General features: G+C 63.4%; 2 protein-coding genes and 1 pseudogene. All 3 read left to right on the top strand.

The genetic code is table 11. The annotated features are described in order from the left end of the window. Positions 1–297 (top strand): annotated as a pseudogene (locus IC66_RS0112675) (hypothetical protein); the annotation flags it as partial. Between the two features lie 235 nt (positions 298–532). Next, a complete protein-coding gene (locus tag IC66_RS0112670) occupies positions 533–718 on the top strand; it encodes a hypothetical protein (RefSeq protein WP_028142624.1) in 186 nt (61 codons plus the stop codon). Between the two features lie 252 nt (positions 719–970). Beyond that, on the top strand, positions 971–1,841 hold an 871-nt coding region (locus IC66_RS0112665), incomplete at its 3' end, for an NRAMP family divalent metal transporter (protein ID WP_038947868.1).

Here is a 1,841-nt window from a genome sequence, read left to right as displayed (position 1 = left end):
GGCGCGGCCACCGGCGGCATCGTCGGCGCCCTGACGCAGGCCGGCGTCTCCAAGGAAGATGCCTCGCGTTATGCCGAGGGCATTCGCCGCGGCGGCACGCTGGTGTCCGCGAGGGTGCCCGACCAGGACCGCGCGCGCCTCGATGCGCTTCTCCACGAGAAGTCAGTGAACCTGCAGGATCGCAGCGCTGCCTGGCAGAAAGCCGGCTGGAGCGACTTCGATGCCGCAAGCCCGCCATTGTCTCCCGAGGACATCGGCCGCGAGCGCGAGCTCTACGGCGTGGGCACGCGGCGATAGGCCATCCCACACCCGCCACGACAAAGGCCCCGCGACGCGGGGCCTTTTTGATGGGAATGCGCCGTCAGCGCAGCGCTATCACGTCCCGATTCTCTCATCCTGCGGATGCTTTGCCCGACAGATCAAACTTTAACTCAAATGCAGCAAAGCGGATTTGGCGAAATGAAATCTCTTCGCGCCATGCTGGGACATGTGCTTGCGCGAATGCAATCGGGAAAGCGTCGGAGAGATTGCCATGTACTACGTCGCCGCTGCATTGCTGGTACTGTCGGGATTGTTCTACTCCGCGAGCCATCACGAGATCGGCTCGTTCGGCGTCACCATGTGCAGCTATGGCAGCGCATTCTGCGATAATCCGCTGATCGTCTTTTCCGGCGCCGCACTGGCCGCCGCCTGGGGCATGTTCGTCAGCGTCAAGTAGCGCGGCCGACTTCCTTCATCCCCGACGTTCAAAGGCCCGCCGCCGGCGGCAACAGCCTCGCGGGCTGACTTGAGCTTGCGAGAATTTGGGCTGCGGGAATTTTTGCGATGATGGCAATCTACACCTGTTTTGCCCGACAGTCAAGTCGATTTAGCATTATCAGAAATAGATAGGACGCCTGCGCGGCGAGGAACTTTCGTTCCCTGATTAGCATTTGCTGTGAAAGCATCTGCCCCGACGAGGACCCCGTTCATGAGCGACCGCGCTCTCACGCCGACGAAATCCGCGCCGACGTTGCTGCAAAGGCTGGGGCCGGGCCTCATCACCGGAGCTGCCGACGACGATCCCTCGGGCATCGCCACCTATTCGCAAGCCGGCGCGCAATTCGGCTACGGGCTGCTATGGACGGTATTTCTGACCACACCGTTCATGATCGCGATCCAGCTCGTCAGCGCGCAGATCGGCCGGGTCACCGGCAAGGGACTTGCCGCCAACGTCATGAAGCTCGCGCCGCGCTGGGCGGTGCTGAGCCTGGTCGCCATGCTCGTTGCCGCCAACACGTTCAACATCGCCGCCGACATCGCCGCGATGGCCGAGGCGCTCTCGCTCGTCATCGGCGGCCTCAACCACGAGCACGCGCTGATCTTCGCGGCGGGCTCGACCCTGCTCCAGGTGTTCCTGCCCTATCGCCGCTATTCGCCGGTGCTGAAATTCCTCACCTTGGCGCTGTTCGCCTATGTCGCGACCGCCTTCACCGTCAAGATCCCGTGGAGCACGGCGCTGCTCGCCGCGGTGTGGCCCAAGGCCGATGTCAGCGCCGATTATCTGATGATGGTCGTGGCCGTGCTCGGCACCACCATCAGCCCCTATCTGTTCTTCTGGCAGGCCTCGCAGGAGGTCGAGGAGATGAATCAGGGCGAGCGCGACAAGCCGCTGCGCGAGCTCAAGCGCGGAGGCACCCACGAGCTCGACCGCATCAAGATCGACACCTTGTCGGGCATGCTGCTGTCCAACGGCATCGCCTTCTTCATCATCCTCACCACCGCGTCGGTCCTGCATGCCAACGGCGTCACCAAGATCAATTCGGCAACGGAGGCGGCCGAAGCGCTGCGGCCGCTGGCCG

Origin of the sequence: Bradyrhizobium genomosp. III (genome assembly GCF_000261705.1) — a bacterium.
GTDB classification, from domain to species: domain Bacteria; phylum Pseudomonadota; class Alphaproteobacteria; order Rhizobiales; family Xanthobacteraceae; genus Bradyrhizobium; species Bradyrhizobium ottawaense.
This window is presented reverse-complemented; position numbering and strand designations above follow the sequence as displayed.